Source organism: Gordonia sp. NPDC058843 (genome assembly GCF_042743165.1).
Taxonomy (GTDB): Bacteria; Actinomycetota; Actinomycetes; order Mycobacteriales; family Mycobacteriaceae; genus Gordonia.
Genome location: NZ_JBHYNC010000016.1, coordinates 23,159 through 46,817, shown reverse-complemented (window position 1 = coordinate 46,817; position 23,659 = coordinate 23,159). Strand labels below are relative to the sequence as shown.

At 69.3% G+C, this 23,659-nt stretch carries 19 protein-coding genes and 1 tRNA gene; 14 read left to right on the top strand and 6 right to left on the bottom strand.

Features of this window, described 5'->3' with window-relative positions; genetic code table 11:
* The first annotated feature begins 36 nt into the window (after positions 1 to 36).
* The 4 genes from ACFW3F_RS12990 (at position 37) to ACFW3F_RS12975 (ending at position 5,955) form a co-directional block, all read left to right on the top strand.
* Positions 37 to 1,563, top strand: coding sequence for an MFS transporter (locus ACFW3F_RS12990; RefSeq protein ID WP_388057889.1), 1,527 nt, complete (start codon positions 37 to 39; stop codon positions 1,561 to 1,563).
* An 82-nt stretch (positions 1,564 to 1,645) separates the two neighbouring features.
* Complete coding sequence (locus ACFW3F_RS12985; RefSeq protein ID WP_388057888.1) at positions 1,646 to 2,836, top strand: exonuclease SbcCD subunit D; 1,191 nt, start codon at positions 1,646 to 1,648, stop codon at positions 2,834 to 2,836.
* A complete protein-coding gene (locus ACFW3F_RS12980; RefSeq protein ID WP_388057886.1) occupies positions 2,833 to 5,823 on the top strand; it encodes an AAA family ATPase in 2,991 nt (996 codons plus the stop codon). Before ACFW3F_RS12985 ends, ACFW3F_RS12980 begins: the two co-directional genes overlap by 4 nt.
* Positions 5,824 to 5,879: 56 nt before the next feature.
* Positions 5,880 to 5,955: transfer RNA gene (locus ACFW3F_RS12975), tRNA-Arg, on the top strand.
* Positions 5,956 to 6,053: 98 nt separating this feature from the next.
* Here the strand turns inward: ACFW3F_RS12975 and ACFW3F_RS12970 are convergent.
* Positions 6,054 to 6,422, bottom strand: coding sequence for a VOC family protein (locus ACFW3F_RS12970; RefSeq protein WP_388057884.1), 369 nt, complete (start codon positions 6,420 to 6,422; stop codon positions 6,054 to 6,056).
* Between the two features lie 141 nt (positions 6,423 to 6,563).
* On the opposite strand from ACFW3F_RS12970, the gene ACFW3F_RS12965 reads away from it, so the two are divergent.
* A complete protein-coding gene (locus ACFW3F_RS12965) occupies positions 6,564 to 7,454 on the top strand; it encodes an alpha/beta hydrolase (RefSeq protein ID WP_388057882.1) in 891 nt (296 codons plus the stop codon).
* Between the two features lie 12 nt (positions 7,455 to 7,466).
* Here ACFW3F_RS12965 and ACFW3F_RS12960 read toward each other — a convergent pair whose 3' ends face one another.
* The 3 genes from ACFW3F_RS12960 to ACFW3F_RS12950 all read right to left on the bottom strand — a co-directional run bounded on the left by ACFW3F_RS12960 (position 7,467) and on the right by ACFW3F_RS12950 (position 9,707).
* Entirely contained in the window at positions 7,467 to 7,898 is a 432-nt protein-coding gene (locus ACFW3F_RS12960; RefSeq protein WP_388057880.1) for an SAM-dependent methyltransferase, read from the bottom strand.
* 12 nt (positions 7,899 to 7,910) lie between these two features.
* Positions 7,911 to 8,810, bottom strand: coding sequence for a DUF305 domain-containing protein (locus ACFW3F_RS12955; protein ID WP_388057878.1), 900 nt, complete (start codon positions 8,808 to 8,810; stop codon positions 7,911 to 7,913).
* A gap of 72 nt (positions 8,811 to 8,882) precedes the next feature.
* Positions 8,883 to 9,707, bottom strand: coding sequence for a DUF3105 domain-containing protein (locus ACFW3F_RS12950; RefSeq protein ID WP_388057876.1), 825 nt, complete (start codon positions 9,705 to 9,707; stop codon positions 8,883 to 8,885).
* 155 nt (positions 9,708 to 9,862) lie between these two features.
* On the opposite strand from ACFW3F_RS12950, the gene argS reads away from it, so the two are divergent.
* The 6 genes from argS to rho all read left to right on the top strand — a co-directional run bounded on the left by argS (position 9,863) and on the right by rho (position 18,810).
* Complete coding sequence (gene argS, locus ACFW3F_RS12945; RefSeq protein WP_388057874.1) at positions 9,863 to 11,515, top strand: arginine--tRNA ligase; 1,653 nt, start codon at positions 9,863 to 9,865, stop codon at positions 11,513 to 11,515.
* The gene (lysA, locus tag ACFW3F_RS12940) at positions 11,512 to 12,933 is read left to right on the top strand and encodes a diaminopimelate decarboxylase (protein ID WP_388057872.1); all 1,422 of its coding nucleotides are present in this window, start codon (positions 11,512 to 11,514) and stop codon (positions 12,931 to 12,933) included. Before argS ends, lysA begins: the two co-directional genes overlap by 4 nt.
* A complete protein-coding gene (locus ACFW3F_RS12935; protein WP_388057870.1) occupies positions 12,930 to 14,270 on the top strand; it encodes a homoserine dehydrogenase in 1,341 nt (446 codons plus the stop codon). Before lysA ends, ACFW3F_RS12935 begins: the two co-directional genes overlap by 4 nt.
* Positions 14,263 to 15,348: a threonine synthase gene (gene thrC, locus ACFW3F_RS12930; RefSeq protein ID WP_388057868.1), complete on the top strand. Its 1,086-nt coding sequence runs from the start codon at positions 14,263 to 14,265 to the stop codon at positions 15,346 to 15,348. Before ACFW3F_RS12935 ends, thrC begins: the two co-directional genes overlap by 8 nt.
* Complete coding sequence (thrB, locus tag ACFW3F_RS12925; RefSeq protein WP_388057866.1) at positions 15,329 to 16,339, top strand: homoserine kinase; 1,011 nt, start codon at positions 15,329 to 15,331, stop codon at positions 16,337 to 16,339. Before thrC ends, thrB begins: the two co-directional genes overlap by 20 nt.
* Before the next feature lie 338 nt (positions 16,340 to 16,677).
* Positions 16,678 to 18,810, top strand: coding sequence for a transcription termination factor Rho (gene rho / locus ACFW3F_RS12920; protein WP_388057864.1), 2,133 nt, complete (start codon positions 16,678 to 16,680; stop codon positions 18,808 to 18,810).
* A 69-nt stretch (positions 18,811 to 18,879) separates the two neighbouring features.
* Here the strand turns inward: rho and ACFW3F_RS12915 are convergent, their stop codons facing one another.
* Both ACFW3F_RS12915 and ACFW3F_RS12910 read right to left on the bottom strand, forming a co-directional pair.
* Complete coding sequence (locus tag ACFW3F_RS12915) at positions 18,880 to 19,809, bottom strand: heme transporter (protein WP_388057863.1); 930 nt, start codon at positions 19,807 to 19,809, stop codon at positions 18,880 to 18,882.
* A gap of 1 nt (position 19,810) precedes the next feature.
* Entirely contained in the window at positions 19,811 to 21,019 is a 1,209-nt protein-coding gene (locus ACFW3F_RS12910; protein WP_388057861.1) for a sulfite reductase subunit alpha, read from the bottom strand.
* A 313-nt stretch (positions 21,020 to 21,332) separates the two neighbouring features.
* Between ACFW3F_RS12910 and rpmE the strand changes: the two genes are divergently transcribed.
* The 3 genes from rpmE (at position 21,333) to ACFW3F_RS12895 (ending at position 23,656) form a co-directional block, all read left to right on the top strand.
* On the top strand, positions 21,333 to 21,545 hold the full coding sequence (gene rpmE / locus ACFW3F_RS12905; protein ID WP_010842972.1) for a 50S ribosomal protein L31: 213 nt from the start codon (positions 21,333 to 21,335) through the stop codon (positions 21,543 to 21,545).
* A 120-nt stretch (positions 21,546 to 21,665) separates the two neighbouring features.
* On the top strand, positions 21,666 to 22,751 hold the full coding sequence (prfA, locus tag ACFW3F_RS12900; RefSeq protein WP_388057859.1) for a peptide chain release factor 1: 1,086 nt from the start codon (positions 21,666 to 21,668) through the stop codon (positions 22,749 to 22,751).
* On the top strand, positions 22,748 to 23,656 hold the full coding sequence (locus ACFW3F_RS12895; RefSeq protein ID WP_388057857.1) for a N5-glutamine methyltransferase family protein: 909 nt from the start codon (positions 22,748 to 22,750) through the stop codon (positions 23,654 to 23,656). Before prfA ends, ACFW3F_RS12895 begins: the two co-directional genes overlap by 4 nt.
* Positions 23,657 to 23,659 lie beyond the last annotated feature (3 nt).

The following is a 23,659-nucleotide window of genomic DNA, read 5'->3' as shown; positions in this document are numbered from 1 at the left end:
GTCGCACGCGAATCGGACAGGTCTAGCATCGGGGAAATGCGATCGAGCGACGCCTCCCGCGGCCGGAACGCGGGCACCGACGAGATGGTCACCGCCCGGCCGTGGGCCGCGATGCTCGCGCTCTGTGTGGGCTTCTTCATGATCCTCGTCGACATGACGATCGTGGCGGTGGCGCAGCCGCGCATCCAGGCCGATCTCGACACCAATGTCAACGGCGTCGTCTGGGTCACCAGCGCGTACCTGCTCACCTACGCCGTCCCGCTGCTGATCACCGGCCGGCTGGGCGACAAGTTCGGACCCAAGACGATGTACCAACTCGGACTCGCGGTCTTCATCGTGGCGAGTCTCTGGTGCGGTCTGTCGTCGTCGATCGGCGAACTGATCGCGGCGCGCGCACTGCAGGGCGTCGGCGCGGCACTCATCACCCCGCAGACGATGGCGCTGATCACGCGGATCTTCCCGGCCGAGAAGCGCGGTGCCGCAATGGGAGTGTGGGGCACCGTCGCCGGTGTCGCGACACTGGTCGGCCCGTTGCTCGGCGGTGTGCTGACCGACGCCTTCGGCTGGGAGTGGATCTTCTTCGTCAACCTGCCGGTCGGCGTTGTCGGTCTCGTCCTCGCCGCCGTCCTCGTACCCCGGGTCAGCACCAACGACCACCAGTTCGACTGGGTCGGTGTCGCGCTCTCCGCCGTCGGCCTGTCCGCGCTGGTCTTCGGCATCCAGGAGGGGGAGACCTTCGACTGGGACGCCTGGATCTGGGTGCTCATCGTCGGCGGCCTGGCGATCCTCGCGCTCTTCGTCTACTGGCAGTCCCGGATCCGTACCGAGCCACTGGTCCCGCTGTCGCTGTTCCGTGACCGCAACTTCTCCCTGTCGACCATCGGCATCGCGTCGATGGGATTCGCGGTGTCGGGGATGATGATCCCGCTGACCTTCTATCTCCAGCTCGTCGGCGGGATGTCGCCCACCGAGTCCGCGGTTGTCCTGGTGCCGATGGCCGTGCTGACCGGTGTCCTGGCCCCGATCGTCGGCCGGTTGGTCGACCGCATCCATCCAAGGACCATCGTCTCGTCGGCGTTGCTGCTGAACGCGATCGCGACCGCCTGGCTGGGTTTCGTCGCACGTCCGGAGACCCCGGTCTGGCTGATCGTCGTGCCGCTGTGCCTGATGGGTGTCGCCTCGGCCGGTATCTGGGCGCCGCTGGCGGCGACCGCCACCCGCAACCTGCCGTGGCACCAGGCCGGTGCCGGTGCCGGCGTGTACAACACACTGCGGGTCATCGGTTCGGTCCTCGGCGCGGCGATGATCGGGGCACTCCTGCAGACCCGGCTCGCGGCCGAGCTGCCCGGCATCGACGCCGAGAACGCGCAGGACGGCGCGGCGGGACAGCTGCCGGAGTTTCTCCGCGAGGGCTTCGCCACCGCCATGGGCCAGTCGCTCTACTTGCCCGCGGCCGCGCTGCTGGTCGGCGTCGTCGCGACGTTCTTCTTCGTCCGGCCCGCGCACCAGAAGGTCCCGCCGCAGGTCGTCGACCCGCAGGTGGTGGGTACCGAGGCCCGGTGATCTGACCCGGTGTTGCGAGGGCGCGGGTGCCGGCGAGCGCGCGTCCCACGATCTGTCGGGACCCGACCGTAAGGTTGCGCCCATGCGGATCGTGCACACCTCCGACTGGCACCTGGGCCGGACGTTCCACGGGGTCGAGTTGCTCGCGGACCAGCGCCGTGCGCTGTCGCATCTGGCCGCCCTGGTGACCGCGGAATCCGCCGACGTCGTGATCGTCGCCGGTGACGTCTACGATCGGTCGGTCCCGTCCGCGGACGCGGTCCGGGTGTACGACGAAGGCCTGGCCGAGATCGCCGCTGCGGGAGCGCAGATCGTCGTCACCTCGGGTAATCACGATTCGCCCACCCGTCTCGGTGCCGGCTCGGGGTTCGCCGCAGCCGGCGGACTGCACCTGCGGACCTCGATCGCCGACATCGACCGGCCGGTCGTCCTCTCCGACACCCACGGAGACGTCGCGTTCTACGGCATCCCGTATCTCGAACCCGACACCGCACGACGCCACCTCGGCGTGGAGTCGGTCGGCGGGCACACCGCCGTACTCGACGCCGCGATGTCGCGGGTCCGCGCCGACCTCGCCGCGCGCCGGGTCCGGTCGGTCGTCGTGGCGCACGCCTTCGTCAGCGGTGCGGCGGCGTCCGGGTCGGAACGCTCGATCAGTGTCGGCGGTGTCGAAACCGTTCCCGCCGAGACGTTCTCGGGAGCCGACTATGTCGCCCTGGGGCACCTGCACTCGCCGCAGCGGGTCACCGACACCGTCCGCTACAGCGGTTCGCTGCTGCCGTATTCCTTCGGCGAGCGGACGCATCGCAAGGCGGCGCTGGTGATCGATCTCGACGCCGACGGTGTCGCGGAGGTCCGTGCGCACGAGCTGCCCGTCGTTCGTGAGTTGAGCTCCCTCACCGGCATTCTCGGCGATCTGCTGACCGATGAGCAGTACGAGGCGGCGCAGGACCACTACGTCGAGGTGACGCTCACCGACCCGGTCCGCCCCACCGATGCGATGCGTCGCCTGCGCGAGCGCTTCCCGTACGCGGTCCATGTGCAGTGGGAGCGTCCGCATTCCGGCTCCGGGGTCGACTACCGGTCCCGTGTGCGGGGGCGGACCGACGCCGAGATCGTCGCCTCGTTCATCTCCGACGTGCGCGACGAGCCGACGAAGGGGGAGCGGGTTCTCCTCGAGCGCGCGCTCCGCACGGTGGTCGGCGAGCCCGAATCCGACGCCGCCGAACTGACCCTGTTCGACCTCGAGACGATCGTCGCGGAGTCGGCGTGAGGCTGCACCGCCTGCGGGTCCGCGCGTTCGGTCCGTTCGCCGAGGAGATCACCGTCGATTTCGACGACCTCGGCGGCGACGGGTTGTTCCTGTTGCACGGGCAGACCGGCGCGGGTAAGACGACGATCCTCGACGCAGTCGCGTTCGCGCTGTTCGGGCGGGTGCCGGGCGTGCGCGACACCAATCGGCGTCTGCACTCGGATCACTCTGCGTCCGAAGAGATCCCGGAGGTCGAGCTCGAGGCCACCATCGCTTCTCGTCGACTCCGGATCACGCGGTCCCCGGAGCACGAGCGACCCAAGAAGCGTGGCGACGGCACCCGCAAGGTGAATGCCCGGGCGACGCTGATGTGGGTCGACGGGTCGGGACCCGACCTGACCCGTATCCCCGAGATCGGCGACGCCGTGGTCCGGCTGCTCGGTATGAGTGCCGATCAGTTCTTCCAGGTGGTCCTGTTGCCGCAGGGCGACTTCGCCCGGTTTCTGCGTGCGCATTCCGACGAGCGGGAGGCATTGCTGGAGAGGCTGTTCGACACCGAGCGCTTCGGCGATCTCGAGGAGTGGCTGCGCGATCGGGCCCGGGAAAGTGCCGCCAGACTGACCGAACAGACCGCGGTGCTCGACCGGGTCGCCGGTCAGATCGTGGCGGTCGGCGGCGCCGAACCGACCGCTGAACCCGACTTCGACTGGGCGCGAGAATGTCTCGACCGTGCGCGGGCGGTCGCGGAGCGCGCCCTGCTCGAGTCGGGTGCGGCGCAGGCAGCCGCGGATCAGGCACAGGCCGCGTACGAGAGCGGGCGCCGGGTCGCCGAGCTGCGGCGGCGGGGCAGTCAGGCCGCCGGCCGTCTGGCCCGGCTGGCCGCCGGTGAGGCGGAGTTGACGGGCGCGGCGGACGCGCGCCGGCTCGCGCTGCGGGCGGCTCCGATCGTGCCGCTCGCCGATGATTCCGATCGGGTGGCCGGCGAGCTCGCGGCCGCGGAGCAGGCGGAGGCCCGTGCGCGAGCGGAACTGGGCGAGCTGCCGGAGGGTGGGGCACTGTGCGCCGCCGCAACGGACGAGGACCTCGACGCGCGCCTGGATGCGGCGATCGACCGCTGGACCGAGGAGTCGGGGCGGTGGGAACCGCTGGCGGAGCGCGCCGCACAGCGACCGGCGCTCATCACCGAGATCGACGGACTCGATGCGACGATCGCCGACGCCGAGCGTCGCGTCGCGCAGACGCGTGCGTCGCTCGATGCGGCGCCGGGCCGACGTGCCGAGGCCGTCGCCGCGCTCCAGGCGGCGGGAGACCTGCGCATGCAGGCCCCCAGGTTGCGGGCCGAGCGTGACGAACTGCGTCGTGTGCGCGACGCCGTGACCGACCGGGACGAGGTTCTCGTCCGGTTCGCGGCGGCCGAGAGGGACCTGCTCGACGCCCGGGATGCGCACGCCGCTGCGCGCGAGCGAGTGCTCGACGCGCGCGAACGTCGCCTCGCCGGGATGGCGGTGGAACTGGCGGGCGAGCTCGTCGACGGTGAGCCGTGCGTCGTGTGTGGGTCGGCCGAGCATCCGCGACCGGCAGTCGAGGACAGCGACGCACCGGCCGAGGGCGTCGCCGCGGACGAGGCGGAGGCAGCTGCGGCCGAGGAGCGTGCGAGCGCGATCAAGGCCATCGCCCAGTCCGCGGTGGCGGCTTTGACCGAGCGCCGCACGCATCTCGACGCCGTCATCGGTGGCGCCGACCCCGACACCGTCGATGCCGACCTCGCCCGTGTGAGCGCCGAACTCGCGGCCGCGGAGCGGGCCGCGTCCCGACTGCCTTCGCTGCAGACGGCCGTCGATCGGATCGACGCCGAGCTCGACGCGTGGCGCTCCACCATCGCCGACACCGAGTCGGCGCAGGCCGCCCGCCGGGAACGCGTGAACTCGTTGCGACAGAACGTCATCGAGCTCGACGCTGCGGTCCGGGAGGCGACCGGCGGGCGGGGCGGCGTCGCCGAGCGTCGTCGCGAACTGGCCGACTTGATCCGTCGCACACGCCGTTTTCGCGACGCCCGCCAGGCGGCCGCGCGTGCGCGGGACCGCGTCATCGAGGCCACGGACCGGCTGTCCTCGGCATGCGCCGACGCCGGATTCGCCGACCTCGCCGCGGTGCGCGCGGCGTTCGCACCGGATACTCGGATCGCGGCGTGGGACTCGATGCTGCAGGAGGCCGCGAGTCTGCGGGCCGCAGCGGAGGAGACCCTCGCCGACGAGGACGTACGCGCTGCGATGTCGGCCCCCGAGCCGGATCTCGAACACCTCACCGCCGAGCGGGATGCCACCGGCCGACGCCGCGACGCCGCCGCGAAGCAGCACGCCGTGGCCGGTCGGCAGATGGCAGGTCTGGAGGACTACGTCACCCAGTTCTGGGCCGCCCTCGACGCACTGGCGCCGATGCAGGCACGCCACGCCGAACTCCAGGGGCTGGCCGAACTGGTCAGCGGGCGCGGGCAGAATTCCCGTCGGATGTCGTTGCGCTCGTATGTGCTGGCCGCGCGCCTCGACGAGGTGCTCGTCGCCGCCTCCGGTCGGCTTCGCGAGATGTCCTCGGGCCGTTACGAGTTCGTCCACACCGATGCGGCGGGTGTCCGGGGCCGGCGCGGCGGCCTGGGGATCGAGGTGCGCGATGAGTACACCGGCGCGCTGCGCCCGACGACGACGCTGTCTGGCGGCGAGACGTTCTTCGCCTCGTTGGCGCTCGCACTCGGGCTCGCCGACGTCGTCTCCGCGGAGTCCGGCGGACGGGTGCTCGACACCATCTTCATCGACGAGGGATTCGGCACGCTCGATCCCGAGGCGCTCGACCTCGTCATGGGCGTCCTCGACGACCTGCGGACGGGTGGGCGTGTCGTCGGCGTCGTGAGCCACGTCGACGAACTGCGGGCGCGAATCCCGGCCCAATTGCACGTTCTGCGTGGCGAGCACGGGTCGTCGGTGCGCGTCCAGAGTCCGCTCGGCATCTCATGAGCTGCCCGATTGGGCTTGTCGGAGAACAGTGCGCTAGGCTGAGTCCCGCCCGATGAGCCCCCGTAGCTCAGGGGATAGAGCGTCTGCCTCCGGAGCAGAAGGCCGCAGGTTCGAATCCTGCCGGGGGCACCAGTGCCACAGAAGCGCCACGTGGTATCAGAAGCGTCGGTTACAACCGGCGCTTTTTGCCTCAGGTGGCGCTCGTGGCAGCAGTTGTGGACGTCCCGGCCCTACACGTACGGCTCGGTGAGCATCTCCAGCAACTGACCCGACGGGTCCTTGAAGTACACCCGTCGGCCCTCCTCGGTCGAGATCTCGCCGGGGCGACGCATCTGCGGATCGGCCCAGTGGTCGACGCCCCGACGACGCAGCGCGTCATACCCGCGATCGAAGTCGGCGGCGTCCATGAGGAACGCCATGTGAATCGGTTCGGCGACCGGTGCCGGTGCGAACTGCAACAGCGTGTCGTCGTCGAGGAGGATGTTGACGAACGGGCCCCAACCGGGGGCCGGCCGCGCGCCGAGAACCTCGAGGTAGAAGTCGGCGGATCCCTGTGGATCGTGAGCACCGATGATGATGTGATTGAAACTGACTGGCATGACGAAACTTTCGTCCCGGCGCCTCCATGCCTGACGCGGTCCGCCACCGGCACGCGACGCTGGGGCAGAGCCTGCCACAGTCTCATCGGAATCGCCACAATCTCCACGCACGGGTGGTGTCGTGCCAATAGTCTTCATCCTGTGCTGAACCGATGGAGACAACGCGACGACTTTGCACCGGACCTGCGCACGATCGCCCTGATCGCGCCGGCGCAGCTCGTGTCGCCCCGGACGCTCCCCGTGGCCCGGCGGATCTCCCGCATTCGCAACGGCCGGGCGCCCGTCACCACCGCGACCACTCCGAACGGCGTCGAGGTCCGCGTGTTCCGGCCCGCCCACTCCTCGGGACGCCTGCCCGGGCTCCTGTGGATCCATGGCGGTGGGTATGTCCTCGGGAGCGCCGCGCAGGATGATCACTGGGCCCGGAGGATGTCCGAGCGCGTCGGCATCGAGGTGGTGTCCGTCGACTACCGGTTGGCCCCGGAGCATCCGTATCCAGCGGCGATCGACGACTGCTTCGATGCACTGCGTTGGATGGTCGACCAGCCCGACATCGACACGACGCGACTTGCGATCGGGGGTAACAGCGCCGGCGGGGGACTGGCCGCCGCACTGGCTTTTCGGGCACGTGATGCCGGGGTGGATCTGCGGTTGCAACTGTTGACCTACCCGATGCTCGACGACCGCACACGCGCGCCCGATCCGCACCACCGGCTCTGGAACGCCTCGGCCAACGTCTTCGGGTGGACCAGCTACCTCGGTGACGCGGACAGGCAGGAGGCGGTCCCAGCGCGCCGTACCGACCTCGCCGGGTTGCCGTCCGCGTGGATCGGGGTCGGCACCCTCGACCTGTTCGCCGCGGAGGACCGCGACTTCGCCGAACGGCTTCGCGCGGCGGGCGTCGAGTGCCGAATCGACGAGGTGCCCGGCGCATTTCACGGCTTCGATCTGGTCGCGCCGAGAACATCGATCGCACAGGACTTCTTCGCCCGGCAGTGCGACGCGGTCCGCCGAGCTCTCGCGCATGACTGAACCGGCCGGGTCTCAGCCGGCTGTCGGTATCTCGATGCGTCGCAATGGGTCACCGCCGTCGACGAACAACACCCCGTCCGGTCGCAGCGCCCCGGCCACCGCCCGCACAGCCGCGTCGTAGAGCGCGGGGTGTCGCCCGTCGAGGGCGCCGACCCGTAGCGCGAACGCCACATCGAACGGGGGCCGGGCGTCGAGTACGAAGTCCTCGACCGCGCTGCAGTCGATCTCGAGCCGGTCCGGACCCAGACCGTCGGCCGCTGCGGCACGACGAGCGGCGCTCACGGCTCGCGGCGACCGGTCGATACCCAGCACGAACCCCCTCGGGCCGAGGCGACGTGCCACCTCGCGTGCGGCCGCCCCGGGGCCGCAACCGATCTCGAGCACTCGCAGACCGGGTCTCAGCGGTAGCGCGTCGACGGCGTCGGCGAGTCGTGACGAGAGCATTCTCCGGGCGGCTCAGTTCATCGGAAGCGGTTGTGCACCACGTAGTGCCAGCATCTGGGTGATGATGGAGATCTCCTTGTCCTGGGTCCGCTTCATGCTCGCGGCCAGGTCGCGGACGTAGGGCTGCTCGACGTTGGCCGGGTCGGCGGCGTACTCCATCATGTGCAGACCGCCCTCGTGGTGGCGCAGCATCAACTGCAGGAACCGGATGTCGACCTCGGGCCCCCGCATCGCGCGGAACTGCTCCATCTCGGTCGACGTCGCCATCCCCGGCATCGCCGGTTGCTCGGCGTCGGATGCGTCCGCGTCAGGGGCAGGCGCACCGGACGGCGGCATCGACATGTCGCCGTGGTCCGTGCTGCCGTGATCACCGTCCCCGTGGTCCATACTGCCGTGGTCCGTGCTGCCGTGGTCATGACTGCCGTCGGTGTGATCCGCGGGATCGGAGTGGTCGTGCCCGGTGTCCGAGCCCCCGTGACCCATCCACGCCATGGTCGGGCCGGGATTGGTGACGGGCTGACCCCAACGTGTCAGCCAGGACTGCATCTGGCCGATCTCGTTGCTCTGGGCGGTGAGGATGTCGAAGGCCATGCTCCGCACCTCGGGGTCGGTGCCGTGTTCGAGTTCGATGGCCGCGAGCTCGACACCCTGCTCGTGGTGGCGGGTCATGTCCTGGGCGAAGCCGACGGCCGCCGAGTTCGGTGCGGGCGACGCCTCGCCGGTGGCGTCGTCGGCGAGGCTGGCCTGGATGAGCAGGCCGAGGCCGACACCGAAGAGCAGCAGGGCGGCGCCACCCAGCGCGAGAAGCAGCCGGGGTCGAGTCGACGGCTCGACAGTGTCATCGGGAGACCCGGGAGACCCGGGAGTCGTTGGCTCGTCCGCGGAGTCGGGCCGATCGCTGCTGTCGGTCATCGCTGGGTCCTCGTCGTCTCGTCGGGTCCGGCCCGATCGGTTGCCTGGCCTGCTGGTCGGAGGCGAACCGTGTCAGCCCGCGGGCGTCGGGTTGCCGCTGCCACCGTCCATCGGGACCGCGTCGGGACCGGGCTCGCCCTGGTCGGCCGGCGGGGGATTCGACGGATCGAAACCGGGGATGGCGGTACAGGTGGCCTGGGTCTCCGGGTACGCGGCGGTCTGCGGATTCTCCGGGTACACACCGGGCATCATGTTGCGGCGCAACGCGGTGATGAACTGGTTGAGTCGCGGATCGCCGGCGGAGTCCAGCTTGAGCTGGTGTCCCCAGCTCTGCAGCGACACCGGCTTGTCGAGTCCGGGATAGGGCGACAGGAACAGGTACTGCTCACCGCGGACGAGCCGCTTGAGGTAGTCGAGGTCGTCGGGCGAGACCGTGTCGGGGTTGTAGGTGATCCACACCGCACCGTGTTCGAGCGCGTGTACGGCGTTCTCCGAGCGCAGCGGATTGGGGTAGACGACGCCGGTACAGGTCGCCCAGATCTCGTCATGGGGACCGCCGAACGGCGGCGACTGGTCATAGGCGACGCGCTGGTTGGCGGTGACGTGGCGGGCGGCCTCGTAGTACTGCTTGGTGACGCCGGGGATGTCGGCCGCCGGGTCCGGATTCTGCGGTGAGGGCACGAACTCGGACACCGTCTCGACGGCGACGTCGTCGCGTTGTTCGGCGCGCTGCTCGTTGAACTTGGGGACGAGATAGATCGCGAGACCCGCGATGAGACCGATGACCACCACGACGGCGCCGATCAGCATCCAGTCGACCTGCCGTCCCGTCGCCGTGGGAACGGATCCGGCTCGTTTGCGGGACTTGGGGACGTTCGCCCCTGGTTTGCGCGCCATTGACTTCTTTCCTCATCCGACTGCGGACGCCGGGCGGGCGGGCGGGCGGAATGGCCCGGCGCGCGCACGGCGCCCACGAGTGTACTGGTGGGCCCGGCCGGTCGAGCGGGGTGCGATTGTCGGTGTTGCGGCCGCGGCCAATAGGATGGTGTCCTGTGACTCCCGCCGACCTGGCCGCGCTGCTGCGCGCCGTGACCCTGACCGTGGTCCGTGACCGCGGACTGGACGAGAACCTGGTGCCCGACTCCATCGTCGTCGAGCGCCCCCGTCACGCTGACCACGGCGATTATTCCACCAACGTCGCCCTGCAGATGGGCAAACGACTCGGCGTGAATCCGCGGGAACTCGCAGGCTGGCTCGCGGAGGCGTTCGCGGCGACCGACGGCATCGCGAAGTCCGAGATCGCCGGCCCCGGCTTCGTCAACGTCTGGCTCGGCGCCGCCGCACAGAACACCGTCGTCGCTGCCGTCCTCGAGCAGGGCGAGTCCTACGGGCGGGGCGACGAACTCGCGGGCTCGATCATCAACCTCGAATTCGTCTCGGCCAACCCGACCGGACCGATTCACCTCGGTGGTACGCGCTGGGCCGCCGTCGGCGATGCCCTCGGACGAGTGCTCGCAGCCCGTGGCGGAGCGGTCACGCGGGAGTACTACTTCAATGACCACGGCGCCCAGATCGACCGGTTCGCCCGGTCCCTGGAGGCGGCCGCACTGGGTGACCCGACCCCCGAAGACGGGTACGCGGGTGACTACATCGCCGACATCGCGGCGAAGGTCGTGGAAACGGTCCCCGACGTGCTGTCGCAGCCCGAGGCCGACCGACTCGAGACGTTCCGCTCGGTCGGGGTGGACCTGATGTTCACCCACATCAAGCAGAGCCTGCACGACTTCGGCACCGACTTCGACGTCTTCACCCACGAGGACAAGATGTTCGCCACCGGGCTGGTCGACGAGTGCATCGGCGAGCTCAAGGCCAACGGCAATCTCTACGAGAAGGACGGCGCATGGTGGCTGCGGTCCACCGAGTTCGGTGACGACAAGGACCGCGTCGTCCTCAAGAGCGACGGCAACGCGGCCTACATCGCGGGCGACATCGCCTACTACCGGGACAAGCGCAACCGCGGGTTCAATCTCTGCATCTACATGCTCGGCGCCGATCATCACGGGTACATCAGCCGGCTCAAGGCGGCCGCCGCGGCGCTGGGCGACGACCCGGCCACCGTCGAGGTGCTGATCGGCCAGATGGTCAACCTCGTCCGCGACGGCAAACCGGTGCGCATGAGCAAGCGTGCGGGCACGGTCATCACCCTCGACGACCTCGTCGACGCCGTGGGCGTCGACGGCGCGCGCTACTCCCTCATCCGCTCGTCGGTCGACGTCAACATCGACATCGATCTCGACCTGCTGACGAAGCAGTCGAACGACAACCCGGTGTACTACGTGCAGTACGCCCACGCCCGGATGTCGGCGCTGGCCCGCAACGCGGCCGATCTCGGCGTCGTGTCATCGCTGGATCATCTCGACCTTCTCGACGATGCCGCCGAGGGTGAATTGATCCGCACCATCGGTGATTTCGACGATGTGGTCGCGACCGCGGCCACCCTGCGCGAGCCTCACCGGGTGTGTCGCTACCTCGAGGTCCTGGCCGGTACCTACCACCGCTTCTACGCCAAGTGCCGCGTCCTGCCGCAGGGCGACGAGGAACCGGCGGACATCCACCGAGCCCGGCTCGCCTTGTGCGAGGCCACCCGTCAGGTTCTGGCCAACGGCCTGCGCCTGGTCGGCGTCACCGCACCGGAGCAGATGTGAACGCCCACCCGGCCGGCCCCCGGCACGCCGAGTTGCTCGCCGCGCCGCACCTCGCCGAGCGCCCGAACGACCCCGCCGTGCTCGCGGCGATCCCCGCGCAGGTGTGGCCGCGCAACGCATCCCGCGACGACTCGGGTGAGCTGCGGCTCGCCGGCGTGCCGGTGAGTGAACTCGCCGCGGAGTTCGGGACACCCGCCTTTGTCGTCGATGAGGCCGACTTCCGCTCGCGGTGCCGGGACATGATGGCCGCGTTCGGTCCGTACGGACGAGTGCACTACGCGTCGAAGGCCTTCCTGTGCACCGAGATCGCGCGCTGGGTCGAGGACGAGGGCCTCTCCCTCGACGTCTGCAGCGGCGGCGAACTCGCCATCGCCCTGCGCGCCGGCTTCCCGCCGGAGCGGATCGCGTTGCACGGCAACAACAAGAGCGTCGACGAGTTGCGCGCCGCTGTCGATGCCGGGATCGGGCATGTGGTCCTCGACTCGTTGATCGAGATCGAACGGCTCGACACCGTCGCCCGCGAACGCGGTGTCGTCGCCGATGTGCTGGTGCGCGTGACCGTCGGTGTCGAGGCGCACACGCACGAGTTCATCTCGACCGCGCACGAGGACCAGAAGTTCGGGTTCTCGCTCGCCGGCGGAGTCGCGATGGAGGCCATCCGGCGGGTCTTCGCCACCGACAACCTGCGCCTCGTCGGCCTGCACAGTCACATCGGGTCGCAGATCTTCGACATGGATGGTTTCGAACTCGCCGCCCATCGGGTGCTGGGACTCCTCCGCGACGTCGTGGGCGAGTTCGGCGTCGAGAAGACCTCCCAGATGTCGATCGTGGATCTCGGTGGGGGACTGGGGATCTCGTATCTCCCCGAGGAGCGCCCACTGCCGGTGGAGAAGGTTGCCGAGACGCTGGCCGCGATCGTCGAACGGGAGTCGGCGGCCGTCGGACTGCCGATGCCGATCATCGCCGTCGAACCCGGCCGCGCGATCGCCGGCCCCGGTACGGTCACGCTGTATCGCGTCGGGACGGTGAAGGACGTGGCACTCGGTGGCGGGGCCGTGCGACGCTATGTCTCGGTCGACGGCGGGATGAGCGACAACATCCGTACCGTCCTCTACGACGCCGAATACGACGTTCGGCTCGTGTCCCGGGTGTCGCAGGCGCGGGCTGTGGTCTGCCGCGTCGTCGGAAAGCACTGCGAGAGCGGCGACATCGTGATCAAGGACTGCTGGCTGCCCGAGGATCTCGGACCCGGTGACCTGATCGCGGTGGCGGCGACCGGCGCCTACTGCTACTCGATGTCGAGCCGGTACAACATGACCATGAGACCGCCCGTGGTGGCGGTAGCCGACGGGAACGCTCGGTTGCTGCTGCGCCGGGAGACCATCGACGACTTCCTCAGCCTGGAGGTGGGCCTGTGACCGGACCAGTGGAGAACCCAAGCAGCGCAACCGAGGCGGACCCGCGCACCATCGGTGTCGCGGTACTCGGCATGGGTAACGTCGGCGCCGAGGTGGTGCGCATCATCACCGACAACGCCGCCGATCTCCGTGCGCGGGTCGGAGCGCCGGTGGAGATCCGTGGGGTCGCGGTGCGAGACCTGGGGCGTACGCGCAAGGTCGCGCAGGATCTGCTGACCGACGATCCGGCATCCCTCGTCGCCCGCGACGACGTCGACATCGTCGTCGAGCTGATGGGTGGCATCGACCCGGCCCGCGGCCTGATCCGTTCCGCGCTCGAGAGCGGCAAGTCGGTCGTCACCGCCAACAAGGCGCTGCTCGCCGAGTACACCGGCGAACTCGCAACCGCCGCCGCCGAGGCCAAGGTCGACCTGTACTTCGAGGCCTCGGTCGCAGGTGCCATCCCGGTCATCCGGCCGCTGATGCAGTCGCTGGCCGGGGACACCGTCGAGCGGGTCAACGGAATCGTCAACGGCACCACCAACTTCATCCTCTCCGCAATGGACGAGACGGGTGCCGACTACGCCGACACCCTGGCGGAGGCCGGCCGGCTCGGATACGCCGAAGCCGATCCCACGGCCGATGTCGAGGGTTACGACGCCGCGGCCAAGGCGGCCATCCTCGCCTCGATCGCCTTCCACACCCGGGTGACGGCAGCCGACGTGCACCGCGAGGGCATCTCGTCGGTCACCGCCGCCGACCTGGCTGCGGCCAAGAAGTTCGACTGCACGATCAAACTGCTCTCGATCTGCGAGCGGGTCCGCGATGCCTCCGGCTCGCAACGGATCTCGGCACGCGTGTACCCCGCGCTCATTCCGCTGACCCATCCGCTGGCGACGGTGAACGGCGCGTTCAACGCCGTCGTCGTGGAGGCCGAGAACGCCGGCCGGCTGATGTTCTACGGCCAGGGCGCCGGGGGTGCGCCGACGGCGTCGGCAGTTCTCGGTGACATGGTCATGGCAGCGCGAAATCGCGTGCACGGTGGGCGTGGACCGCTCGAGTCGACGTACGCATCGCTGCCCGTCGCCCCGATCGACGACATCTTCACCCGCTACTACATCTCCATGCGGGTGGCGGACCGGCCGGGTGTGCTCGCGCAGGTGGCGGGCGAGTTCACGAAGCGATCGGTGAGCATCGCCGCGGTGCGCCAGGAGGGCGCGGGCGACGACGCCCGGCTGATCGTGGTGACCCACCGCGCGCCCGACCGTGCGCAATCGGATTGTGTTGCGGCGCTTGAAGACATGGACGCCGTCATCAAGGTGTCGAGTGTGTTGCGATTGGAAGGTACCGATGACTGAAGCGACTCCTACGCCCGTGCACCGCGCGTGGCCGGGCCTGATCGAGGCTTACCGGTCGCGGCTGCCCGTCGGTGACGACTGGAAGGTCGTCACCCTGCTCGAGGGCGGTACCCCGCTGATCAGTGCGCCGCACCTGTCGTCGCTGACCGGTTGCGAGGTGTACCTGAAGGTCGAGGGCCTCAACCCGACCGGGTCGTTCAAGGACCGCGGTATGACGATGGCCGTCAGCAACGCGGTCAACAACGGCAAGACCGCCGTCCTGTGCGCCTCGACCGGCAACACCTCGGCGTCGGCCGCCGCGTACGCCACCCGGGCCGGTATCACCTGCGCGGTGCTGATCCCGCAGGGCAAGATCGCGATGGGCAAGCTCGCGCAGGCGGTCATGCACGGCGCCAAGATCATCCAGGTCGAGGGCAACTTCGACGACTGTCTCGAACTCGCGCGCAAGGCGACCGCCGAGTTCACCGAGATCGAACTCGTGAACTCGGTGAACCCGGCCCGGATCGAGGGCCAGAAGACCGCAGCCTTCGAGATCGTCGACGTGCTGGGCCGGGCCCCCGACGTCCACGCGCTGCCGGTCGGGAACGCGGGCAACATCACCGCGTACTGGAAGGGCTACACCGAGTATCACGCGGACGGTGTGTCGTCGTCGGTGCCGCGCATGCTCGGGGTGCAGGCCGCGGGCGCCGCACCACTGGTGAACGGTGCGCCGGTGAAAGAGCCGGAGACCATCGCCACCGCCATCCGCATCGGGTCCCCGGCGTCCTGGAACCAGGCCGTCGCCGCGAAAGACGAGTCGAACGGCCAATTCCGTGCGGCCACCGACGAAAAGCTGCTCGAGGCCTACCGTCTCATCGCCGGCAGAGAAGGCGTCTTCGTCGAGCCGGCGTCGGCCGCCAGCGTCGCGGGTCTGCTCGCGGCCAGTGCCGACGGCTGGATCGAACCGGGGTCGACCGTGGTGTGCACCGTCACCGGCAATGGACTGAAGGACCCCGACACCGCGCTGGCGGGCATCCCGGCGGTCGAGGCCATTCCGGTGGACCCGGTGGCGGTCGCGAATGCTCTCGGTGTCGGCTGACGGGGCCGGCCGTCCGGTCGTCGGATCCGACGCGGACGGTGATGTGACCGGGTCTGCGAGTGTCGCGGGTACGGTGCCGGCCGGACTCTCGACGAGGGTCCGGGTGCCGGCTTCCAGTGCGAACCTCGGGCCCGGATTCGACTGTCTCGGTATGGCCCTGGGGATCTACGACGAGGTGATCGTCGAGACCGTGCCGACCGGCGTGACCCTCGAGGTAGAGGGTGAGGGCGCCGGCGACGTGCCCCGCGACGAATCGCACCTCGTCGTGCGGGCGCTGAACCGGGGGCTGGCACACGCCGGACTCCGGGCTCCTGGTCTGAAGTTGCGTTGCGTCAACCAGATCCCGCACTCGCGCGGTCTGGGCTCGTCGGCCGCCGCCGCGGTGTCGGGTCTGGCCGCCGCATCGGGCCTGATCTCGGCCGCCGGCCTGGGACCCGGGCTGTCGCACGACGAACTCGTGCAGCTGTCCAGCGAATTCGAGGGTCATCCCGACAACGCCGCGGCGAGTGTGCTCGGCTCGGCCGTGGTCACGTGGACCGAATCGGCCGACGGCGTCGCGTCGTTTCACGCGCATCGGCTCACGGTGCACCCCGACATCTGCGCGACTGTCTTCATCCCCGACACCGAGTCGTCGACGTCCTTCACCCGTGGACTGCTGCCGGAGTCGGTACCGCGCGCCGACGCCGTGTTCAACCTGAGCCGCTCGGCCCTCGCCGTCGTCGCACTGACAGCCGACCCGCGCAACCTCATGGCTGCGTCGCAGGACCGCCTGCACCAGCCGTACCGGGCCTCGGCGATGGCGCCGACGAGTGACCTCGTGACCGCGTTGCGCGCGCGGGGACATGCGGCGACGGTGTCGGGCGCCGGACCGACGGTCCTCGTGCTGGGTTCCGCGCCGGTACCGGCCGACATCCGTCAGCTGGCGCAGGGCCTCGGGTTCGATGCCCGGTCGGTCGCCGTCGCGGGCGGCGTCGAGATCTCCGTCGGCTGACCGGCGTCGTTCGACACCGGGTACACGGGCCGTCGCGCGCTCGTTTGGCGCTCTCGGCGTGTTGCCCCTATCATGCGAACGGGGTTACCATATTCTGGTCTAGCCGCGCAGGCGCGTCCTGCCGCTTCTCATCCTTCACCGATCGGAGATGACCGGCTGTGTATCCGGGCCGGGGTCATGGATCTCTGTCGACGGTGCCGAAGCGCAGGTTTTCGTAGCACGCTCGCAGCGGACCGCACATTCTCACCGTCCACCGCGGACGGACTCCCTAGCGCACCCAAGCAGGGAAACGTAGACCTCACGCAGTTCTTGTCTGCGGGAGGAACGAAAGGACTTCCGTGACCGATACGGACCTGATCACCGCACCTGCCGAGCAGGAATCCGCGGGTTCGGCCGGCCCCGACTCGGGACGACCGGCCACCAAGACACGTGCACGCACCGGGCTGTCCGGCATGGTGCTCAGCGAACTGCGGACGGTCGCCGGTGAACTCGGCATCAAGGGCACCTCCGGGATGCGCAAGGGCGATCTGATCGCCGCCATCAAGGAACGTCAGGCGGGCGGCGACGCCCCCACCGCGAAGAGTGCCCCGGCCCGGTCGAGGGCCGGCTCGTCGAAGTCGACCATCGCGACCGAGGACCAGTTGACCATCGGCGATTCCCCGGCGCCTGCCGGTGCGGACACGACCGAGAAGGCCGACGCCCCCCGGGGCGGGACGCGCACCTCACGCGGGGGAAAGAAGGCCGCCGCAGCAGACGCGCCGGCCGAGGCGTCCTCCGCCGGCAGCGCGACGGCCGACGGTTCCGAGACCGCGAACACCCAGAACGCGAACACCCAGAACGCGAACACCCAGACCGGCAACCCCAGGAGCGGCGCCGCCGCGACCGATGCGGCGACGACCGACGCCCAGGCCGGGGAAGTGCCCAAGGGCGGCAACGCCTCCGAGACCGACTCGGCGGAGACCGGCGGGGGTCGTGACCGACGCCGTGGGCGTGACGGGGCGGGCGATGCCGCGGGCGAGTCCGATGGTGGTGAGCAGCGCAATCGCCGCAACCGCAACCAGAACCGCGACAACCAGAATCGCGACAACCAGAATCGCGACGGCGGTCAGAATCGCGACAAGCAGAACCGCGACGGCGGTCAGAACCGCGACAACCAGAACCGGGACGGCGGCCAGAATCGCGACAACCAGAACCGCGATGGGGGCCCGGACCGCGATGACGACGGCGAGGGCGGCGGGCGCCGGCGCGGCCGTCGGTTCCGTGAGCGTCGCCGCGGACAGAACCGCGACACCCCGAACGAGCCCCAGGTCTCCGACGACGACGTGTTGCAGCCCGTCGCAGGCATCCTCGACGTGCTCGACAACTACGCGTTCGTGCGTACGTCGGGCTACCTCGCCGGTCCGAACGACGTCTATGTGTCGATGAACCTCGTTCGCAAGAACGGACTTCGCCGCGGTGATGCGATCACCGGGGCGGTGAAGGTGCCACGCGAGGGCGACCAGCAGAACCAGCGTCAGAAGTTCAACCCGCTGGTGCGCCTGGACACCATCAACGGCGGCGACGTCGAGACTGCCAAGCGCCGTCCCGAGTTCAACAAGCTCACCCCGCTGTACCCGAATCAGCGTCTCCGGCTGGAGACCACTCCCGATCGGCTCGACACTCGGGTCATCGACCTGATCATGCCGATCGGCAAGGGGCAGCGCGCCCTGATCGTGTCGCCGCCCAAGGCCGGTAAGACGACGATCCTGCAGGACATCGCCAACGCGATCGCCACCAACAATCCGGAATGCCACCTCATGGTCGTCCTCGTCGACGAGCGTCCCGAGGAGGTCACCGACATGCAGCGTTCGGTCAAGGGCGAGGTCATCGCGTCGACCTTCGATCGTCCGCCGTCAGACCACACCTCGGTGTCCGAGCTCGCGATCGAGCGCGCCAAGCGCCTGGTCGAGAGTGGCAAAGACGTTGTGGTGCTGCTGGACTCGATCACCCGATTGGGTCGTGCGTACAACAACGCATCGCCCGCGTCAGGACGAATCCTGTCCGGCGGTGTCGATTCGACCGCTCTGTACCCGCCGAAGCGGTTCCTCGGCGCGGCGCGCAACATCGAGAACGGCGGATCGCTGACGATCATCGCGTCTGCCCTGGTCGAGACCGGCTCCACCGGCGACACGGTGATCTTCGAGGAGTTCAAGGGAACCGGCAACGCCGAGCTCAAGCTCGACCGCAAGATCTCCGAGCGTCGGGTGTTCCCGGCGGTGGACGTCAACCTGTCGAGTACCCGCAAGGACGAGTTGCTGCTGTCGCCGGAGGAATTCTCCATCGTGCACAAGCTGCGTCGTCTGCTCTCGGGTCTCGACTCCCAGCAGGCCATCGATCTGCTGATCAGCCAGCTCAAGAAGACCAAGACGAACATCGAGTTCCTGATGTCGGTGCAGAAGGGCGCGCCGGGCGGCACGGGCAACGACGACTGAGTCTGCTGCGTACGAGCACGAGACGGCCCCGACCGCGTTCAGCGCGGCCGGGGCCGCGTCGTATGTCCGTCAGGCGAGGTCGGTCGCCAGGTCATGCCAGGCCTGCGCGATCGCCGGGTCGAGCGCCCCGGTCTGGGTGAGGATCAGCGCGCACTCGCCTAGTCGGTTGTAGATCTCCAGGGATCCCGTTCGGCCCCGCACCCCGTGCGGCCAAGTCATCCAGCACTCGCCGACGAGGTCGAAGTTGATCATCACCCGGGTGGTGCCGGACGCCAGCACCATCTGACCCCGATGCTCACGGGCACCGTCCAGACGATCCTGTCGCATCTGCATGCATCCCGGCGCCGCCGTGGCGAACGTCACGGTGATCCCCAGCCGCGCGGCGTGATCGAGCGCGGCGATCACCGCGCGGGGCGCCACGCGGACGGTGCGTGGGCAGGCGAGGGCGGGAAGGGTTGCCAAGCGGGCAACGCCCCCGTCGGTGAGGATGGCATCGAGTTGGGCGACCTGGTCGTCGTCGGGCGCCGCGGAGGGATTCACCGGTCGCGGCGCAGGCGTACGCTCCGGACGCTCGTGGTCAACTGCGGCCGCGCCGTCGAACGTCAGGGCCTCGAACGCCAGTCGGTCGGAGTTCTCGGTCAGATACGTGGCGTGTGCGGTGTTGCCGCGATGGTCGAACAACCGCAGTGTCGGCGGAACATGGGCGGCGGGGTCGCTGAGCAATGCCGACGACAGGCGGGAGGGATTGAGCCGCAGCGAAATCCGTTGGGAATCGACCCGGATCGGACCGCCCACCGAGGTCGGGGCGTCGTGGACCCCGACCGCGTTCATGATCACCGGACCCGCGACCGTGACGCCGACGACCTGGGACAGTCCGGGTAGGCGCGCGGCAACCGCGGGTACGTCGTGATTCACCGACGAGTCTCCGAATCCCGCTGTCCGCAACAAGATCTCGAGATCACTGCGGGCGGGCGGATGCTCCCCGGCGGAGTCTGTCATGTCAGTAGACGTCGCGGGAGTAGCGATTCTCCGACCGTAGGCGATCGATGTACGCCACCGCCTGGTCGGCATCGAGATCGCCACGCTCGGCGACGATCTCGTGTAGCGCCGCGTCCACGTCGTCGGCCATCGTCGCGGCGTCGCCGCATACGTACAGGTGGGCCCCTGCCTCGAGCCAGGCGAACAGCTCGGCGCCGTGTTCGCGCATCCGATCCTGGACGTAGACCTTGTGTTCCTGATCGCGGGAGAAGGCGAGGTCCAGACGATCGAGCACGCCGTCGGCGACGAGGCGATCGAGCTCTTCGGCGTACAGATGGTCGTGCGCGCGGTGCTGATCGCCGAAGAACAGCCAGTTGCTGCCGGCGGCGCCGGTGACGGCCCGCTCATGGAGGAAGGCGCGGAAGGGTGCGATGCCCGTGCCCGGGCCGATCATGATCGCCGCGACGTCGTCGGCGGGCAGGCGGAACCTCTTGTTGGGGGAGATGAAGACGGGCACGGTGTCGCCGGGGGCGCACCGGTCGGCGAGGTGCGTCGAACAGACGCCCCCGCGATCCCGGTCGGCGACGGTGTAGCGCACCGTGGCCATCGTGATGTGCACCGTGTCGCCGTGGACCCGGGGACTCGACGAGATCGAGTACTCCCGATGCGCGAGCGGACTCAGTTCCTCGAGCAGTTCCTCGGGGGTCGGGGTGAACGTCGGGTCGAGGTCCAGGAGATCGAGGACGTCGAGCCCGTGGAGCCATGCGTCGAGCGCCGGTGCATCTCCGGCATCGAGCAGCCGGGACAGCTCCGGGTGGCCGGTGCGGTCGGCGACCGCCCGGACGAGGTACTTCGACGGGGCGGAGATCTCATACCTGCTGGTCAAAGCCTCGCGCAAGGTGTAGGTGGCCTTGCGGTCGGCGATGATCTCGTCACCGGCCGCACCGAGGCGGTTGAGCAGGAGGTCGACGAGCGCAGGATCGTTGGCGGGTGCGATACCGATTCCGTCACCGGGCTCGTAGCTGATGCCGCTGTCTCCGAGGTCGAGTTCGAGGTGCCGGACCTCCTTGGCCGACCCGGGGCCGGAGAGCAGCTCATTCGTCACGATCGTCGCCGGGTAGGGGTTGCGCCGGTTCCACGGCGATCGCACCGTCTTGCCGGTGCGCCGAGCGGGGGAGGCCGGTGCGGTGTCGACTGCGAGGCTGCTGCCGGTGGAGGCGGCGTCGTACATCGATGGATCCTTCGGGGACGGTGTGCAGGGGAGCATGCGCCGCGGAGCGAACCGGCGGGCGACGCCACGGTACTACACTTAGGGGACCCTTACCAGGTGCGCGATCTGGGTCACGATCCGTCGGGGGCGGGCGAGCGCCGGGAGATCCGCCGGGAATGGATTCCCACGGCGTGCCGTTGAGGCACCTGCGACCGCGGTGATCGGGATTTTTCCCGGTGATGCCCTCGTGGCATACTGATCGGTCGAGTCCGGTTCCGGTTCACACCGTCGACAAGCGACGGTGACCCGGCGACCACAGAAAGGGACGCACCAGATGAAGCAGGGAATCCACCCCGAGTACGCGACGACCACCGTCGTCTGCGGCTGCGGCAACACCTTCGAGACCCGCAGCACCGCTGCCAACGGTCGGATCAACGTCGAGGTCTGCTCGCAGTGCCACCCGTTCTACACGGGCAAGCAGAAGATCCTCGACACCGGTGGCCGCGTTGCCCGGTTCGAGAAGCGCTACGGCAAGCGCGCCAAGTAGACCACGCTGCGACGCCCGCCCGACGATTGTCGGGACGGGCGTCGCTGTGTTTCCGGTCCGAGTTCCTCCCGGTGTCGCTGCCTGCTGGTGTTGCGCCGGACGACAAGTGAGGTCGCCTTCATGAGTACGCAGAGTCCCTCGGCCATCGACGACGTCCTGGCCGAGCACTCGGGCCTCGAACGACAGCTGGCCGACCCCGCCCTACACGACGACCCGGCCGCGGCCCGTCGGGTGGGCAAGCGATTCGCCGAGCTCGCACCGGTCATGGCGACCTACACCCGGCTCAAGGCAGCGCGCGATGATCTGGAGGCCGCCCGCGAACTGGCCGCCGACGACTCCTCCTTCGCCGCCGAGATCCCCGCCCTCGAAGAGGCCGTCGACGAACTCGACGCCACCCTGACCGACCTGCTGGCCCCGCGTGACCCTCATGACGCCGACGACGTGGTGCTGGAGATCAAATCCGGTGCCGGCGGCGAAGAATCGGCGCTGTTCGCATCGGACCTGGCCCGCATGTACCTCAAATACTGTGAGCGACACGGGTGGAAGGCGCAGGTCCTCGGCGTCACCGAGTCCGATCTGGGCGGCTACAAAGAGGCCACGTTCTCGATCAAGTCGAAAGAGGCGGTCCGTGACGGGGTGTGGTCGCGACTGAAGTTCGAGGGTGGCGTCCACCGTGTCCAGCGTGTACCGGTCACCGAATCGCAGGGACGCATCCACACCTCGGCAGCGGGGGTGCTCATCTACCCCGAGCCCGAAGAGGTCGCCGAGGTGACGATCGACGAAACGGAACTGCGCATCGACGTCTATCGCTCGTCGGGCAAGGGCGGGCAGGGCGTGAACACGACCGACTCGGCCGTGCGGATCACCCATCTGCCCACCGGGATCGTCGTCACCTGCCAGAACGAACGCTCCCAACTGCAGAACAAGGCCCGCGCGATGCAGGTACTCGCCGCCCGTCTGCAGTCCGCGGCCGAGGAGGAAGCCGACGCCGCGGCCGCTCAGGGGCGCGCGGCCCAGATCCGCACCGTGGACCGGTCCGAACGGATCCGGACCTACAACTTTCCCGAGAACCGCATCACCGACCATCGCATCGGCTACAAGGCCAGCAACCTCGACGCGGTGCTCGCGGGCGACATGGACAATCTCCTCGACGCGCTCGTCGCCGCGGACCGTCAGGCCCGCATGGAAGCCGAACAGACGCCGTGACCGGTTCGCCGACCCCGGTGTCGGCCGAACTGCGTGCCGCGGCCGCCCGTCTCACCGCATCCGGGATCGACTCCGCGCGCCGGGACGCCGAGTGGCTGCTGGCGCACGTACTCGGCATCGACGTCGGCCGTCTCGTCCTGGTGGACAGGATCGACGACGCTCCGACGCGCGCCTTCCGGGCGGCCGTTGACCTGCGTGCACAGCGGATTCCGTTGCAGCACATCGTCGGGACCGCCGCATTCGGTCCGGTCGAGCTCGCCGTCGGACCGGGGGTGTTCATTCCGCGTCCGGAGACCGAGCATCTCCTCGAATGGGCGGTCGAGCGACTGGGCGCCGCATCCGGGCCGGCTACCGCAGCCGACTTCTGCAGCGGTAGCGGTGCTCTCGCGATCGGCATCGCCGCGATGAGTCCCGGGACCCGGGTCATGGCGGTCGAAGCCGACGAGGACGCTCTGGTGTGGTTGCGCCGCAACGTCGCCGACGCCGCGACGCCGGTCGGGTCACGGGTCGAGGTGATCGCCGCCGACGTCACCGATCCGACGCAGATGGCGCAGCTCATCCCGGCCGGCAGTGTGTCGGTTCTCGTCACGAACCCGCCCTACGTTCCGCTCGATGCCGTGGTCGGTCCCGAGGTCGCCCACGACCCGGCGCGCGCGGTCTTCGGCGGCGTCGACGGGATGTCGGTCATCGCGCCGATGGTGCCGGTCATCGCCCGCACGCTGGCGCCCGGTGGTGTCGTCGGGATCGAGCACGACGACACGACTGCCGAGCACGTCGTGGCATGCCTGCGTGCGCACGGCGACTTCGAGGAAGTGACCCGGCATACGGACCTCACGGACCGGCCGAGGTTCGTCACGGCGCGCCGACGGCAGCCCGGGTCCGCCGGGCGCGGCATGGCAGGATGATCG